A 14,972-nucleotide genomic window follows, 5' to 3' on the forward strand; every position below is an offset into this window, starting at 1 on the left:
CTGCGAGGAGAAAACACATTGTCACTGATACCTCTTGTTGCAGTCGTCGGACCGACTGCTTCCGGAAAGACGAAGCTTGCTATTGATATTGCTTTGAAATACGGCGGGGAGGTAGTATCCGCCGACTCAATGCAGATTTACAAAGGCATGGATATAGGGACCGCAAAGCCGGATAAGGCGGAAATGCGGGGTGTCCCTCATCATCTTATTGATTTTCTTGATGTGGGGAGTGATTACAGTGTTGCCCAGTTTGTCAAAGACGCCCATGCCGCGATTCAGGATATCCACAGTAGGGGAAAGCTTCCTGTCGTTGCCGGCGGCACAGGCCTTTATATAGATTCCCTTCTCAACAACATCAAATTTGACGAGACTGTGCGCGATGACAAGCTGCGGGCTGATTTGGAAAAGCTGGCCGCAGAAAAAGGCGGCGAGGCGCTTCTTAAAATGCTTGAAAGTTTTGACCCGGAAACCGCCAGCACGCTTCACCCGAATAACATCAAACGCATTATCAGGGCAATTGAAGTCTATAAAACCACCGGAAAGACAATGACAGAAATGCGCAAAAGGTCGCGTCAAAGCCCTCAAATCTATAAAACCTGCTTTATTGGGCTTAATTTTAAAGACCGCGCCGAACTTTACCGCCGGGTTGAAATGCGCGTCGACCTTATGATGGAACGTGGCCTTGAAAAAGAAGTCAGGACGCTGCTTGAAAACGGCGCTGACATGGATTCGACGGCAATGCAGGCCATAGGGTATAAGGAAATCGCGGAAGCAATCTCAAAAGGCGAAAGCATGGCTGAGGCCGCTGAAAAGATAAAACTGGCCACAAGGCACTATGCAAAAAGACAGCTTACATGGTTCAGGAGAAATAAGCAAATTAACTGGATTGAAGCGTCTGAACCGTATGAAAAAATTTGCCAAGCAGCCTTTGAAATTATAGATAAATCGGGTATCTTATGATATAATAATTTCTGAAAATGAAAACCAAAATTACCAGTTTGATATCATTCAATTTCAAAATAAAATATTGAGATGCCGCTGTCAGGCGGGGAAATGGGGTTTTGCTATGCAGAAAATTTTAAACCTTCAGGACATCTTTCTTAACCAAGTTAGAAAAGAAAAAACTCCGGTTACGATTTATCTTACTAATGGATTTCAGTTCAAGGGCTATGTCAAAGGCTTTGACAACTTTACCGTTGTGCTCGCGAGTGACGGCAAGCAAAATCTTGTTTACAAACACGCTATTTCAACGATAATCCCTGCAAAACCGGTTTCGATTCTTGAAAATTCCGAAAGCGAACAGAAGTAACCTGTTGGTAGTTATAGATGAATACTACAGTCAAGAGAATTCTTACATTTGTGGTTTCGCTTATACTTATTGTATATGTGGGCTATCAGGCGTACAGAGCGCTTTACAATCCGCTAAAGACAACGCGCGTAACAAGCGGAACTTATGAGGACATAATTAGGACTGACGGTTTTGTTGTTCATTCCGAAACTGTTTTAACATCAAGCCAAAGCGGAGTTTTGGATTATATAAGGGAAGACGGCGAAAGCGTGTCCAAAAACGGCGAGGTTGCGGCTATCTATTCCTCCGAGAAGGATGCCCGCAATCAGCGCAAGATCAAGGAATTGGACAAAGAGATTCAAAGTTACACCCATGCAGGCAATTCCGAAAGTGTCGAATTTGTCGACGTCAACGCGCTTGATTCCGAAATCAAGAAAAAATTTTTGGAACTTTCGGGAGCGGCTGACAGCGCAGATGTAAGAACCGCTGTTGAGAGAAAAAACGAGTTGCTTTCATTGCTAAATAAAAAGCAGCTGGTGACCGGAGATGTCACCGATTTCAATGCCCAGATTGAAAAGCTAAAGAAACAGCGCGACCAGTTGGCCAGCTCAACCGGGCCAAAAATCGGTTCGATAACCTCCCCAGCTGCCGGTTATTTTGTGTCCTCCGTTGACGGGTTTGAGAACATGTATTCTTTCGATAAAATACTGTCGATAACAGCCAAGGAAGTCAAAAATCTTCTGGCTGCGAATCCTAAAAAACCCGCAGACGCGGTGGGAAAGGTTATTACCGGTTACGATACATATATAGCCTGCGTAATCGATGCAGATGCTGCATACAGTTTCCATGTCGGCGACAATTTAAAACTAAGGTTTCTAATGTCGTCCCAGGGCAATATCCCGGTAACCGTCTCGGCTATCAACAAAGACTCTTCCGGTGTAGCCATGGTTTTAAAATGCAATACCATGTCTTCACAGCTCGCGGTTATAAGGCGGCAGGCTGTTGAAATTATCGCCGGAACTTTTACCGGAATCAAGGTTTCAGACCAATTTATCCATATCGTCAACGGGGTAAAAGGCGTATATGTCAGAAAAGGCAACAAGGTGGTTTTCAAGAAGCTGGATTCTATTTTCAGTTCGTCGGGTTATACGGTTTCAGCCATAAAAGACGACAGCGATTACTTGCAGATTTACGATGAAGTAATTGAAAATGGAGATGACATTTATGACGGCAAGGTTATCAAGTAATTTTGATTATGTTGCCGAAAATATCGAAGAAGTGCGCAAGCAAATCCGGGCGGCTGCAGAAAGGTCCGGAAGAGATTACAATGATATAACCCTTATGGCTGTTACAAAAACATTTCCCGCCGAAGCAATCAATGCCGCTTTTAAGAGCGGGATAACGCTTTTTGGAGAAAACCGTGTGCAAGAGCTTTTGGAAAAGCTGCCGCAGCTTGATATGACAGGCCGCTCAGCACATCTCATCGGACATTTGCAGACCAATAAGGTCAAATATATAATAGACAAGGTTGATATGATTGAGTCCCTCGACAGCCTGCGTCTGGCGAAGGAAATAGATAAGCAGGCTGCGAAAGTGGGCAAGGTCATGGATGTGCTCGTAGAAATCAATATCGGCATGGAAGCTTCAAAGTCAGGCATACCCGCGCAGCAATTGCCGGAATTCCTTGACGCTTTGAAAGAATTTAAAAATATTAGGGTCAAGGGGCTTATGGCAATTCCACCCTTTTTTGAAAATAAAGAGAATACGAGGCCATATTTTGCCGAGATGCGAAAACTATTTGTTGACAATATGGCAAAAAAATCGGATAATATAGATATGACTATACTGTCAATGGGAATGTCCTCCGACTTTGATGTCGCAATTGAGGAAGGTGCAACTCTGGTCAGGGTTGGAACAAAAATATTCGGGAAAAGAAATTATACAGGGGGCAACTGAAAATGGGATTTATTGAAAAAGTCAAAAATATTCTGACTGTTCCTGACGACGAAGAATATGAGGATGAAGAAATGGACATTATTTCAAGAAATGACGAAAGGTCTTCTGCGGCTCAGGATAGCAAACGCAGCAATAAGGTTGTAAATATCCATACCACAGCGCAGCTTCAGGTAGTTCTTGTGAAACCGGAGCGTTTTGAGGACGCAAGCTCTATTGCTGACCATCTCAACGAAAAGCGCACGGTTGTCCTGAATCTCGAATCTACTAATAAAGACGTGTCAAGAAGACTTGTCGACTTTTTAAGTGGTGTCGCATATGCCAACAATGGCCAGATTAAACGCGTTGCTAACAGCACGTTTATCATCACGCCCTATAATGTTGACATAATGGGGGACTTGCTTGACGAGCTCGAGAATAACGGCGTTTTCTTTTGATAGCTGACGACAAAGGTGATAAGGGAAACCGCTGATTAATTACTGTATAAAATTGGCACAATAATTATATCAGTATTAGTCAGCGGTTTCTCGGGTTTTTCTGCAATTAATTTGTTTTAGCCCGTAATCACGGAGGGAATTTAATTTGCCTTTTTTATTAAATGTTGTCAGGGTGCTGAACTTTCTCGTTTATCTTATTACCACACTAATAGTCTTGCGAGCGCTCGTCTCTTGGTTTCCCGTTTCACAGAGCGGCAAATTCATATCCTTTTTGGATACAATGACCGAGCCGGTTGTTTCGCCTGTGAGAAGCCTGCTTTACAAGTTTAAGTTTACACGTGAACTGCCTGTCGATTTTTCACCGGTTATAGCAATATTTTTGCTGTTTGCAATAAGAGATTTTTTGAATTTAGTGTTGCTGAGCTTTGCATAAAAAAACGCAAGAGGACAGACTGCTTGAAGCGCGTGTAAACGACGCCTTTGAAAGCGCATCAAGGTACCGGACAAAGTTCATAGGGTTTCTCGATCCGTATGAAGCGGCACAGGCGCAGTTATTTGCGTCGGAGTTAAAAAAGAGATATGATGGCGTAACCTGTGATACATTCGGCGGATATGAAGGAGCCGAACGTGTTTTTTTGGGCGTTTTCCCGCCGTATTCCGAAATCATCAAAAGTGAGTTCCCGATCGCGGCAGTAAAAATCAAATGGCGGTTTGCCAAACTTACCCACCGGGATTTTCTCGGCGCCATTTTGGCGCTTGGCATTGTACGCAGCAAAATCGGCGACATTATTGTCGGAGATTGTGAATGTACTGTTTTTGTTGACAAATCTGTTGCTTCATTTATTCTTCAGAATCTGACCAAGGTCGGTTCCGCCGGTGTTGAGTGCAGTATCTGCGAAGGCGATATAACAAGGCGGTCCGATAATTTTAAATTTATTAGTGGTACAGTTGCTTCGAAACGGCTTGACTGTGTGGTTTCAGCGCTAACAGGTCGTCCGCGCTCCGTTTCAGCCGGTCTTATCGCGGAGGGAAAAGTTTTTGTAAATTATGTCGTCCGCGATGAAAATTCATATGAAATAAATGAGGGCGCAGCTGTGTCCATCCGCGGGCACGGGCGCTTTATTATTGATAAATTGGGCCCGCAGACGAAAAAAGGGAGACTCACATTTGCGGCCAGAAAATTTCTGTAGGAGTGATATAAATGCCGGTTTCCGAGGATTTGTTGAACAGGCGCTTTGAAAAGAGCGGTTTCGGCGGATATAAGGCGGCTGATGTCGACAGTTTTATGGCAGAGGTTGCACAGGCATTTTCCAACACTGACCGCGAAATCGCAGATTTAAAGAGAAAACTGGATGCCGCTGAGAAGAGACTTCAAAAATACGAATCTATGGAAGAAAGCATGAAAAATACGCTTCTGAATGCGCAAGAGCTTGCCAGTAAGATTGTGCGGGAAGCGCAGAATAATGCCAATATGACCATAAAGAAGGCACAAGAAAGTGCGGACCTCACTATAAGGGACGCAGAGATGAAAGCTGAAAAGATAATTGATGCTGCTAACAGGGAAGTTGAATTGAGAAAACGCGAAGCCGAAACATTAAAAAGAGAAATTACCGAATTCAAACTCAGCGTAATGCGTCTTTATAGATCCCATCTTGAACTTATCAATGAAATACCCTCGGAAACCATTGAGACGATAGAAGAAGAGCCTCAGGAGCAGCCTGAAATAGAAAATGACGAACAGCAGGTGCAGGACGAGGCAGAAATAGAGCAGAATTACGATACAGAAGAGACTTCAGCGGAAAATGAGCCTGAAGCTCCCGAAGAAGCAGAAGTAAGGGCTGCCGAACAAGAAGCAGCGGCTGCGGAGGTAACGGAGGAAGTGCCGGAACCTGAAACGGAAGAAGAGCAGCCGGAGGAAAGCAAAAATGAAGAAGACGAGCAAGAACCCGCAATAAACAAAGTGAAGCTGAATCTTCGCTATAACGAGAAAACTGGGGAGTATGAACCCATCGATGCCGATTACGGCGAACTTTCAGATGAAGGCCTACAACTTGGTATAAACCAAGACAGCTATGATGGCTCAGACAGGCGCAGAAAGCGCAGGTAACAAATATTAATTTATATATACAGCACATAAAGTAAGTCAAACGCATTATAAAGGAGCGAAAGTATTAGATGCCCGAGGATTATAACAAGACGTTAAATTTGCCAAAGACAAGTTTTCCAATGAAAGCAGGCCTCCCGCAGCGTGAGCCGCAGATGTTGGAACAATGGAAAAAGGACAGGTTATATGAGAATCTGATGAAAAAGAATGAGGGTAAGCCGTTATTCATTCTTCACGACGGCCCTCCCTATGCGAACGGTGACATTCACCTTGGCACAGCACTCAACAAGATTCTCAAGGATATTATAAACCGCTATAAAAATATGGCAGGGTTCAAAGCGCCTTATGTGCCCGGTTGGGATACCCATGGCCTGCCTATCGAGCGCAAAGCCATAGATAAGGTAGGGCTCGACCGCCGCAGCGACGACCCGGTTGATTTCCGCGGCCACTGCCGTGACTTTGCCGTTGAACATATTGGCATTATGACCGAACAGTTCAGGCGCCTCGGCGTAATCGGCGATTGGGAAAACCCCTATCGCACGCTCAATCATGAGTTTGAGGCAAAACAGATTGAAGTTTTCGGCGAGATGGCCTTAAAAGGCTATATCTACAGGGGATTGAAGCCGGTTTATTGGTGCGCTCACGACGAGACAGCCCTCGCCGAGGCTGAAATCGAGTATTCTGAGGATCCCTGCGATTCTATTTATGTTAAGTTTGAAGTGCTCGACGACAAAGGCTGCCTGTATAAGCTCGGCGCCGAGCGCGGAAAGACCTATTTCATAATCTGGACAACTACAACATGGACTCTTCCTGCCAACGTGGCGATTTGCTTAGGGCCGCGCTTTGACTATGCCGTAGTTTCAGCAAACGGCGAGTATTATGTAGTCGCGGAAGAGCTTGTCGATTCGACAATGAAGGCCGGCGGCATTGAAGAGTATAAGATACTTGGCACAGTCAAAGGCTCCGACCTTGAACTTGCCACAGCGAAACATCCCTTCTTGGACCGCGAATCGCTTATCATCGTCGGCGACCATGTAACCTTAGATAGCGGCACAGGCTGTGTCCATACAGCGCCCGGCCATGGTGTCGAAGACTATCAGGTCTGCCTCAACTATTCGCAGATTCCGATTGTTGTACCTGTTGACTCAAAGGGCAGAATGACCAAAGAAGCCGGCCAGTTTGAAGGCCTTACCACAGAAGAAGCCAATAAAGCGATTGCCGAGCATTTGCAGAAGACCGGCGCATTGTTCGCGATTAAGAAGATTGTCCACCAATATCCGCATTGCTGGCGCTGTAAACACCCGGTGCTTTTCCGTGCTACCGAGCAGTGGTTCTGCTCTGTCGATGATATAAAGGAAGATACCTTTAAGGCTATAAAGGATGTCAAATGGATTCCGGCATGGGGCGAAGACCGCATAACCGGCATGGTTCGCGACCGCAGCGACTGGTGCATTTCACGCCAGCGCCTCTGGGGCGTTCCGATCCCGATATTCTACTGCAAAAAGTGCGGCAAGGAACTGATTACCCGCGAGAGTATCAATGCCGTCATCGAACTCTTCCGCAAAGAGGGCAGCGATGCATGGTTTAAATATGACGCCTCACAGATACTCCCCGCCGGCACACGCTGCGAGTGCGGCTGTGAGGAGTTTACGAAGGAAACCGACGTCATGGACGTTTGGTTTGATTCAGGCTGCAGCCACGCCTCGGTGCTTACAACCAGAGATGATTTGAAATGGCCTGCAGACCTCTACCTTGAGGGCAACGACCAGTACAGAGGCTGGTTCCAGTCATCGCTTCTGACAAGTGTTGCCTGGAGGGGGACTGCTCCGTATAAGTCGGTTTTGACCCACGGTATGGTAATCGACCTTGAAGGGCGCAAGATGTCGAAATCACTCGGCAACGGCATTGCACCTTCCGATGTTATCAATAAATTCGGTGCGGATATATTAAGGCTTTGGGTTGCGTCGAGCGACTATCAGTCAGATGTCCGTATCTCAAATGATATATTAAAACAACTCTCAGAGGCGTACCGTAAGATTCGCAATACGGCCCGTTTCATCCTCGGAAACCTCGGCGATTTCGACCCGGATAAGGATGAAGTCGCCTATGACGAATTATTACCGATTGATAAATGGGCGCTGATGAAGCTCGATGAGCTTATTGCGAAGGTCAAGGCCGCTTATGACAGATATGAATTCCATATTGTCTATCATTCAATCCATGATTTCTGCGTAGTTGATATGTCCAACTTCTATCTTGATGTTTTGAAGGATAGGCTTTATGTAGAAAAGGCGGATTCTAAATCACGTCGTGCCGCCCAGACGGTCATATATAAAGTGCTTGACGCGATGTGCCGCATGATTGCGCCGATTTTGGCATTCACGTCAGAAGAAATCTGGTCATATATGCCGCACAAGGCGTCCCATGACAAGGGCTCTGTTTTGTTCAACGAGATGCCTGAAGTATCCGGCAGGGTATATGAAAGCGATTTCAAAGACCGCTGGACAAGGCTGCATCAAATCCGCGATGATGTAAAAATGGCGCTCGAACAGGCGCGTGCCGCAAAAATAATCGGCGGTTCTCTCGACGCTCAGGTTACGCTTTTTGTACCTGACGAGAAAGAATTTGAAAAACTGAAAGCCGAGCAAAGCGATCTTGCGGCTCTCTTTATTGTTTCTAAAGTCAATATTGAAAAGGATGGAGAGGGCAAGTTCAAAGGTGAAACTGGCATTTCGCTCACAGTTGACCACGCGGCGGGCGAAAAATGCTCACGCTGCTGGGTCTACAGTGAAACTGTGGGCAAAGACCACGATCATCCCTCACTTTGCTCTCGCTGTGCAGAAATTGTCAAGTAAAAGACTTTTCAGAACGAACCGGAAAAACAGCAGAGACGTGATCGCCGTCATTCTGTACTGTATTGCTGTTCTGGCGCTTGTGGCAGCAGACCAGTTAACAAAATATTGGGCGGTAAATTCACTTGCAGAGCAGGGTTCGGTGCCTGTCATAGGAGATTTTCTCAGGTTCACCTATATTGAAAACACCGGCGCGTCCTTTAGCATGCTTGCAGGGAAGCGCACACTTCTGATTGTTTTTCCTGCCGTTGTTTTGACTGCAGTGCTTGTAGTCATAATATCGCACCGCATAAAATCAGTAAAATGGAATATATCTCTCGTACTGATTTTGGCGGGCGGTATCGGCAATCTTATTGACCGCATACGGCTGGGATATGTAGTAGATTTCATTGATTTGCATACCATTCATTTTGCAATTTTCAATGTTGCCGATACATTTATAACTATCGGTGTAGCTTTGCTTATTATATTATTCTTATGGCAAGAGGGAGTTTTCAAAAGGAGAAAAACCAAAAGTGGCATCTTCACTCGAAAGAAGTTTTGAGATAGGCCCGGAGCATGATGGGGAACGCGCGGACAGTGTTGTGTCCGCGCTTTCCGGCATAACTCGGTCGGCGGCTCAAAAGCTGATTAGTTCTGGCATGGTCAAAATTGACGGAAAAGTATGCTCAAAGAGCCAGAAGGTCAAGGTTGGACAGTCGCTTGAAGTTGTGCTTCCGGAACCAAAGCCGCTTGAAGCAATACCGCAGGATATCCCTCTCGACATCGTCTATGAAGACGATGATGTTATAATAGTCAATAAGCCCAGAGGTATGGTTGTTCATCCCGCCGCGGGAAATCCAGACGGGACGCTTGTCAATGCGCTGCTCAATCATTGCGGCGGCAGCCTTTCTGGAATTAACGGCGTTGTAAGGCCTGGCATCGTCCATCGTATAGATAAAGACACGAGTGGCTTATTGCTTGTTGCAAAAAATGACCGCGCTCATCTGAGCCTTGCCGCTCAGATAAAGGCGCACAGTGTAAGGCGCGAATATGAGGCTGTTGTCCGCGGGGTCTTAAAAGATGACAGAGGAACGATCGATGCGCCTATTGGAAGGCACCCGACGCACCGAAAGAAAATGGCAGTTACATCAAAGTATTCAAGAAACGCAATTACCCATTATGAAGTAATCGAACGGCTAAATAAGTACACACATGTGAAATTGATGCTTGAAACGGGAAGAACACACCAGATTAGGGTGCATATGTCATATATCGGCCACCCTGTTGCCGGCGACCCGGTTTATGGCGGATCATTGAACAGGGAAGAGGCTGCCCTTAACGGGCAATGCCTGCACGCCCGCTTAATCGGTTTCGTTCATCCGACAACAGGCGAATATATGGAGTTTTCAAGCGATTTGCCTGATTACTTCACAAATTTTTTGGAAAAAGTCAGGACATAACATCATACATTATTGCAGAGTATTTCGGAGGCTTTTTATGAGTCAAACTCTCCCATTTGAGGGAATACTTATGATATCTGACATGGATAGGACACTTGTGACAGAAGATTTCGAAATCCCGGAGCGTAATGTAAAAGCTATTGAAAGGTTTATAGAAAAAGGCGGGCATTTTTCTTTGGCAACGGGCCGCTCCGCCCAATCCGCCGGCAGATACTTAAGCAAAGTGAAAGTAAATTCGCCGTGCATTTTGTCGAACGGCGCGACTATATACGATTTTGATAAAAAGAAGATTTTGTGGAGCGCCAAACTGGCAGAATCTGCAAAAGAGATCGTAAAAAAGATATTAGAGCGATTTTCGGATGTCGGTATAGAGATATACATGAATGAGCAAATCTATATTGTCAGCAGCAACAAATGGACCGACAGGCATAAGGCTAATGAGAAAATTCATTTTGAAGAGAAAAAGATAGAGGAAATGCCGTTTGGCTGGCAGAAAGTACTTTTTGCAAGTGATAATTCAAAACTGCGTGAAATAGAGGATTTCGTCCGCAGCCTGAATTATACTGACTGCGATTTTGTCTTTTCCAATACGATGTACTACGAGATGCTTCCCAAGAATATTTCAAAGGGAACTGTTATAACACATTTGGCGTCGATTATGAACATAGACAAGAAGCATACTATCGGCATCGGGGATTTTTATAATGACTTGACACTTATCAAGATGTCTGGTTTCGGCGCAACTGTCGAGGGAGCGCCTGATGATATCAAAAAAGCCGCCGATTTTGTTGCTGGTTCTTGCCGTGAAGGCGCGGTGGCGGATGTAATTGAATATCTCGAAAAATCAGGTAATATATTTAAGCAGTAATTAGATAGTCTTTATAGGAGCATTATTTGCTTCTGTATTGATGTATAAATTGAAGGAGGCAATTATATGGACAGGTCTTTGAAAAAGCAGTTGTCCGTGACTGCGCTCAACATAAGGAAACTGGCTCTTACTGCCGTGTATTCTGCAAAATCCGGACATCCAGGCGGGTCACTTTCGATTTCCGATGTGTTAGCGTATCTTTACTTCAAAGAGATGAATGTTGACCCGAAGAATCCAACATGGGAAGATAGAGACAGGTTAGTGCTGTCAAAGGGGCATTGCGCACCTGCTTTGTATTCAGCACTGGCTTTAAAGGGATATTTCCCTGTTGATGAAGTCAAGAATTTCCGTAAGCTTGGCAGTATGCTTCAGGGACATCCTGATATGAAGGGCATTCCTGGGGTAGATATGTCAACTGGTTCACTCGGCCAGGGCATTTCTGCTGCTGCCGGTATCGCTCTTTCTGCAAAACTGTCCAACAAAGATTACAGGGTATATGCAATCCTCGGCGACGGTGAGATTGAAGAAGGGCAAGTATGGGAGGCTGCCATGTTTGCAGCACAGTACAAGCTTGACAATCTCTGCGCATATGTCGACAACAACGGGCTTCAGATTGACGGTAAGATAGACGATGTTATGTCACCGTACCCGATCACTGATAAATTCAAGGCATTCGGCTGGAATGTAATTGAAGCCGATGCTCACGATTTTGACGATCTGGAGAGGGCATACAATGAAGCCAGAGCTTGCAAAGGCAAACCTTCAGTTATCGTTGCCCACAGTGTAAAGGGCAAGGGCGTCTCATTCATGGAAAACAAGGCTGAATGGCACGGTTCTGCCCCGAACACCGAACAATACGAGCAGGCCTTAAAAGAGCTTGATGATTCTTTAGCAAAGCTGGAGGTGCAATAATATGGCTGATGTAAAGAAAATTGCAACGCGCGAAGCTTATGGCGAAGCCTTAGCTGAATTCGGCGCTGTTTATGATAATCTGGTTGTCCTTGACGCTGACCTTTCAAAGTCAACAAAAACTGTGACGTTCAAGAAAAAGTTTCCTGAGCGCCACATCAACTGCGGTATAGCAGAAGGCAACATGATGGCTGTTGCTGCTGGCCTTGCCACTACAGGCAAGATTGTTTTCGCGAGTTCTTTCGCAATGTTTGCAGCCGGACGTGCTTTTGAGCAGGTTCGCAATTCAATAGGCTATCCTCACCTCAATGTTAAGATAGGTGCAACCCATGCCGGTATTTCCGTCGGTGAAGACGGCGCAACACATCAGTGCTGCGAAGATATCGGACTTATGCGCACAATTCCGGAAATGGTTGTTTTGAGCCCGTCAGACGCCGTTGAAGCACGCGCTGCTGTTGAGGCTGCTATCAAGCATGACGGCCCGGTTTACCTGCGTTTTGGACGTCTTGCTGTGCCGGTTATCAACGACCATCCGGGTTATAAGTTTGAACTCGGCCGCGGCATTCAGCTTGCTGACGGCAAGGATGTAACGATCATTGCAACCGGACTGATGGTTCCTGAAGCCCTGAAGGCAAAGGAAATGCTCAAATCCGACGGCATTGACGCACGCATTATAAATATTCATACTATAAAGCCAATTGACCACGAGATAATCGCAAAAGCGGCTGCTGAGACAGGCGCTATCGTCACAGCCGAGGAGCATAACGTAATTGGAGGACTCGGCAGCGCTGTATGTGAAGTTGTCGCCGAAGAATGCCCAGTACCGGTACTCCGCGTAGGTGTCGAAGATAAGTTCGGCAAATCCGGAACTGCGGCGGCTGTTCTCGAATATTTCGGCCTGACAGCGGAAAATATTGTTGCTAAAGCGAAAAAGGCTATAGAGCTTAAAAAGTAATTGCAGTAAATTGAAAGCAAAACGGCGGCTGCGTAAAGCAGCCGCCGCTTTTTTGTATATGCTGGCCTTTATATCATAAAGAAAACTAAAAGCGTGCGGAAAACCTTGAGGGCCGTCGTCGCACGCTTTATCTTAAAATAAGTTTCAAAGCTTAAATTTTTGCTTCAATATACTTTACAACGTCGCCAACTGTCTTCATGCCTTCGACATCCTCATCGGGTATCTCAACATCGAATTCTTCTTCAAGCGACATTATCAGGTCGACTACATCGAGAGAATCAGCACCGAGGTCGTCAACGATAGAGGCATCCATTGTTACCTTATCCTCGTCGACACCAAGCTGTCCCACCAATATAGATCTTACCTTTTCAAATACCATCACTATTTCCTCCTTTATCGGCTTCTATTATTCTACATGTGAGTAAAAGCGTTGTCAATATCTTTCTGACAAAATTTATATTTGCGTCGGAATCATTCAAACGATTCGCCAAAAACGCCTATTTTGCGGAATCTATTATATCTGTTTTCCAGCAATTCCTGAGGAGTTTTGGATTCGAGTTTTTCCAGTGTACGCCGCAAGAATTCCGATATATAGATACCCTGTGCCTGCGGGTTATTCTGTGCTCCTCCGGCAGGTTCATCTATAATTTCGTCAGCGACGCCGAGATTGACAAGGTCTTCTGCTGTCATCTTCAAAAGCTCTGCGGCTTCCTTTTCCCGCGAGGCGTCTTTCCACAGGATGCTTGCGAACCCGCGCGGCGAAATTACGGAATAGACGGCATTTTCGAGCATAGCGAGCGTGTCACAGACTCCAAGAGCCAGCGCGCCTCCGCTGCCGCCCTCGCCTAATATAATGCTGATAATAGGCACCTTCAGCCTCATCATTTCCATCAGGTTTCTTGCTATGGCCTCACCTTGACCGCGCTCTTCCGCTCCCATGCTGGGATTCGCTCCGGCGGTGTCGATCATACAGATAATGGGCCTGCCGAACTTCTCGGCCTGTTTCATAAGGCGAAGCGCTTTGCGGTATCCCTCGGGGTTTGGCATTGCAAAATTGCACTTCTTATTTTCTTCAATGTTTTTGCCTTTAACCATGCCGATAACCGTCACTGGCTTGCCGTCAAACAGCGCAATACCGCCTTTTATGGCATGGTCGTCCCCAAAATAACGGTCGCCGTGCATTTCAATAAAACCGTCAAAGATCATGGAGATATAGTCGTTCAGGTTCGGACGTTTTAAGTCGCGGATAATCCTTATGTGCTCCCACGCATTACTCATCGGCGCACACCTCCCCGCTGTGATACTTAAGAAGCTTGCCTAAGACATGCTTCATATCGCGGCGGTTGACGATCATATCGACAAAACCGTGTTCAAGCAGGAACTCCGCTGACTGGAAATCATCCGGCAGATGTTGTTTTATTGTCCCCTCAATGACCCGGCGCCCCGCAAAGCCGATAAGAGCCTTCGGTTCAGCGATAATAATGTCGCCGAGAGACGCAAAAGACGCCGTAACGCCGCCAGTCGTAGGGTCTGTCATAACGGTTATATACAGCAATCCGGCATCGCTGTGACGCGCCACAGCGCCCGATGTCTTTGCCATCTGCATAAGCGAAACAATGCCTTCCTGCATTCTGGCGCCGCCAGACGCAGTGAATAGAACTACGGGCAGCCGTTTCTCAGTGGCTCTTTCAAAAGCCCTCGTGATTTTTTCACCCACCACCGAGCCCATTGATGCCATCATAAAATGGCTGTCCATAATGCCGATTACTGTATTCTGACCGTCAATCGTACATTCACCGGTAATAACAGCTTCTTCAAGCCCCGTTTTCTTCTTTAGTGCAGCGATTTTATCGCTGTACCCCGGGAAATCAATCGGATTGAGCGTATAAAGATTGGCGTCATATTCCTTAAAGCTGCCCTCATCGGCAGTAAGAGCAAGCCTTTCCTTAGCCGTTATACGCGCATGATATCCGCATTTGGGGCAGATTTTGAGCTCGCGCTCAAATTCCTCCTCAAAGATAATATTCTGACATCTGGGGCATTTAAAAAGCAGATTCGACGGAATATTGACAGACGTCTTTGCCTCCGGCATTGGTATATCTGACATACGTTTTTTTACTTTTTTAAAAAGGTCAACAAGCAAGAACACATCACCTCTTTAAGC

At 46.0% G+C, this 14,972-nt stretch carries 17 protein-coding genes; 14 read left to right on the plus strand and 3 right to left on the minus strand.

Features of this window, described 5'->3' with window-relative positions; translation table 11 throughout:
• Positions 1–18 precede the first annotated feature (18 nt).
• The 14 genes from miaA (at position 19) to V6C21_RS08895 (ending at position 12,808) form a co-directional block, all read left to right on the plus strand.
• On the plus strand, positions 19–960 hold the full coding sequence (miaA, locus tag V6C21_RS08830) for a tRNA (adenosine(37)-N6)-dimethylallyltransferase MiaA (protein ID WP_479268826.1): 942 nt from the start codon (positions 19–21) through the stop codon (positions 958–960).
• A 106-nt stretch (positions 961–1,066) separates the two neighbouring features.
• A complete protein-coding gene (hfq, locus tag V6C21_RS08835; protein ID WP_034839710.1) occupies positions 1,067–1,309 on the plus strand; it encodes an RNA chaperone Hfq in 243 nt (80 codons plus the stop codon).
• 17 nt (positions 1,310–1,326) lie between these two features.
• Positions 1,327–2,535, plus strand: coding sequence for a biotin/lipoyl attachment domain-containing protein (locus V6C21_RS08840; protein WP_034839708.1), 1,209 nt, complete (start codon positions 1,327–1,329; stop codon positions 2,533–2,535).
• Entirely contained in the window at positions 2,513–3,244 is a 732-nt protein-coding gene (locus V6C21_RS08845) for a YggS family pyridoxal phosphate-dependent enzyme (protein WP_034839705.1), read from the plus strand. Before V6C21_RS08840 ends, V6C21_RS08845 begins: the two co-directional genes overlap by 23 nt.
• Before the next feature lie 2 nt (positions 3,245–3,246).
• Entirely contained in the window at positions 3,247–3,678 is a 432-nt protein-coding gene (locus tag V6C21_RS08850; RefSeq protein ID WP_034839703.1) for a cell division protein SepF, read from the plus strand.
• Positions 3,679–3,823: 145 nt separating this feature from the next.
• A complete protein-coding gene (locus tag V6C21_RS08855) occupies positions 3,824–4,111 on the plus strand; it encodes a YggT family protein (RefSeq protein ID WP_034839700.1) in 288 nt (95 codons plus the stop codon).
• Positions 4,104–4,868: a YlmH family RNA-binding protein gene (locus V6C21_RS08860; protein WP_479268827.1), complete on the plus strand. Its 765-nt coding sequence runs from the start codon at positions 4,104–4,106 to the stop codon at positions 4,866–4,868. Before V6C21_RS08855 ends, V6C21_RS08860 begins: the two co-directional genes overlap by 8 nt.
• An 11-nt stretch (positions 4,869–4,879) precedes the next feature.
• On the plus strand, positions 4,880–5,785 hold the full coding sequence (locus tag V6C21_RS08865; protein ID WP_479268828.1) for a DivIVA domain-containing protein: 906 nt from the start codon (positions 4,880–4,882) through the stop codon (positions 5,783–5,785).
• A 68-nt stretch (positions 5,786–5,853) separates the two neighbouring features.
• Positions 5,854–8,637 carry an isoleucine--tRNA ligase gene (ileS, locus tag V6C21_RS08870; protein WP_479268829.1) on the plus strand — a complete coding sequence of 928 codons (2,784 nt, stop codon included), beginning with the start codon at positions 5,854–5,856 and terminating at the stop codon, positions 8,635–8,637.
• Positions 8,570–9,178 (plus strand): signal peptidase II, encoded by a 609-nt coding sequence (gene lspA, locus V6C21_RS08875; protein WP_479268830.1) that lies wholly within the window; start codon positions 8,570–8,572, stop codon positions 9,176–9,178. Before ileS ends, lspA begins: the two co-directional genes overlap by 68 nt.
• Entirely contained in the window at positions 9,150–10,076 is a 927-nt protein-coding gene (locus tag V6C21_RS08880) for an RluA family pseudouridine synthase (RefSeq protein ID WP_479268831.1), read from the plus strand. The genes lspA and V6C21_RS08880 overlap by 29 nt, the downstream gene beginning before the upstream one ends.
• A gap of 37 nt (positions 10,077–10,113) precedes the next feature.
• Complete coding sequence (locus V6C21_RS08885) at positions 10,114–10,944, plus strand: Cof-type HAD-IIB family hydrolase (RefSeq protein WP_479268832.1); 831 nt, start codon at positions 10,114–10,116, stop codon at positions 10,942–10,944.
• A 66-nt stretch (positions 10,945–11,010) separates the two neighbouring features.
• Entirely contained in the window at positions 11,011–11,856 is an 846-nt protein-coding gene (locus tag V6C21_RS08890) for a transketolase (RefSeq protein ID WP_034839693.1), read from the plus strand.
• Position 11,857: 1 nt separating this feature from the next.
• Complete coding sequence (locus V6C21_RS08895) at positions 11,858–12,808, plus strand: transketolase family protein (RefSeq protein ID WP_034839692.1); 951 nt, start codon at positions 11,858–11,860, stop codon at positions 12,806–12,808.
• A gap of 151 nt (positions 12,809–12,959) precedes the next feature.
• Here the strand turns inward: V6C21_RS08895 and acpP are convergent, their stop codons facing one another.
• The 3 genes from acpP to accD all read right to left on the minus strand — a co-directional run bounded on the left by acpP (position 12,960) and on the right by accD (position 14,951).
• Complete coding sequence (acpP, locus tag V6C21_RS08900) at positions 12,960–13,187, minus strand: acyl carrier protein (RefSeq protein ID WP_034839691.1); 228 nt, start codon at positions 13,185–13,187, stop codon at positions 12,960–12,962.
• 92 nt (positions 13,188–13,279) lie between these two features.
• On the minus strand, positions 13,280–14,086 hold the full coding sequence (locus tag V6C21_RS08905) for an acetyl-CoA carboxylase carboxyltransferase subunit alpha (RefSeq protein ID WP_034839690.1): 807 nt from the start codon (positions 14,084–14,086) through the stop codon (positions 13,280–13,282).
• Complete coding sequence (gene accD / locus V6C21_RS08910) at positions 14,079–14,951, minus strand: acetyl-CoA carboxylase, carboxyltransferase subunit beta (RefSeq protein ID WP_034839689.1); 873 nt, start codon at positions 14,949–14,951, stop codon at positions 14,079–14,081. Before accD ends, V6C21_RS08905 begins: the two co-directional genes overlap by 8 nt.
• Between the last annotated feature and the right edge of the window lie 21 nt (positions 14,952–14,972).

Source organism: [Clostridium] cellulosi, from assembly GCF_036762875.1.
In the GTDB taxonomy this organism is placed as follows: Bacteria; Bacillota; Clostridia; order Oscillospirales; family Ethanoligenentaceae; genus Ruminiclostridium_D; species Ruminiclostridium_D cellulosi.

What these genes read in the sequence shown, in the direction of transcription:
- hfq (WP_034839710.1), top strand. Translation starts at nt 1,067, where the DNA reads ATGCAGAAAATTTTAAACCTTCAGGACATCTTTCTTAACCAAGTTAGA.
- V6C21_RS08840 (WP_034839708.1), top strand. Translation starts at nt 1,327, where the DNA reads ATGAATACTACAGTCAAGAGAATTCTTACATTTGTGGTTTCGCTTATA.
- V6C21_RS08845 (WP_034839705.1), top strand. Translation starts at nt 2,513, where the DNA reads ATGACGGCAAGGTTATCAAGTAATTTTGATTATGTTGCCGAAAATATC.
- V6C21_RS08850 (WP_034839703.1), top strand. Translation starts at nt 3,247, where the DNA reads ATGGGATTTATTGAAAAAGTCAAAAATATTCTGACTGTTCCTGACGAC.
- V6C21_RS08865 (WP_479268828.1), top strand. Translation starts at nt 4,880, where the DNA reads ATGCCGGTTTCCGAGGATTTGTTGAACAGGCGCTTTGAAAAGAGCGGT.
- ileS (WP_479268829.1), top strand. Translation starts at nt 5,854, where the DNA reads ATGCCCGAGGATTATAACAAGACGTTAAATTTGCCAAAGACAAGTTTT.
- V6C21_RS08885 (WP_479268832.1), top strand. Translation starts at nt 10,114, where the DNA reads ATGAGTCAAACTCTCCCATTTGAGGGAATACTTATGATATCTGACATG.
- V6C21_RS08890 (WP_034839693.1), top strand. Translation starts at nt 11,011, where the DNA reads ATGGACAGGTCTTTGAAAAAGCAGTTGTCCGTGACTGCGCTCAACATA.
- V6C21_RS08895 (WP_034839692.1), top strand. Translation starts at nt 11,858, where the DNA reads ATGGCTGATGTAAAGAAAATTGCAACGCGCGAAGCTTATGGCGAAGCC.
- acpP (WP_034839691.1), bottom strand. Translation starts at nt 13,187, where the DNA reads ATGGTATTTGAAAAGGTAAGATCTATATTGGTGGGACAGCTTGGTGTC.
- V6C21_RS08905 (WP_034839690.1), bottom strand. Translation starts at nt 14,086, where the DNA reads ATGAGTAATGCGTGGGAGCACATAAGGATTATCCGCGACTTAAAACGT.